Source organism: Pseudomonas spartinae (genome assembly GCF_965197125.1).
In the GTDB taxonomy this organism is placed as follows: domain Bacteria; phylum Pseudomonadota; class Gammaproteobacteria; order Pseudomonadales; family Pseudomonadaceae; genus Aquipseudomonas; species Aquipseudomonas composti_A.
In genome coordinates this window covers 1-268 of the sequence record NZ_CBDAMB010000047.1, presented here as the reverse complement: position 1 = coordinate 268, position 268 = coordinate 1, and the positions used below count along the sequence as shown (strand labels likewise).

The window sequence follows — 268 nt, the reverse complement described above, 5'->3', positions numbered from 1 at the left end:
ATACGGGGCCATAGCTCAGCTGGGAGAGCGCCTGCCTTGCACGCAGGAGGTCAGCGGTTCGATCCCGCTTGGCTCCACCACTCTCTACGCGTTACGTTGCAAGAGAAAGAGTTCAGAAATGAGCGCTCAGGGTAGACCTGATGAGTGCTGATTTCTGGTCTTTTGACCGGTACGAATATCGTTCTTTAAAAATTTGGATATGTGATAGAAGTGACTGATTAATTGCTTTCACTGGCAATTGATCTGGTCAAGGTAAAATTTGTAGTTC

At 47.4% G+C, this 268-nt stretch carries 1 tRNA gene; it reads left to right on the top strand.

Annotation, left to right across the window (positions count from 1 at the left end):
• Positions 1-4: 4 nt before the first annotated feature.
• A tRNA-Ala gene (locus ACN8M7_RS25995) sits at positions 5-80 on the top strand.
• The last annotated feature ends 188 nt before the right edge of the window (positions 81-268 follow it).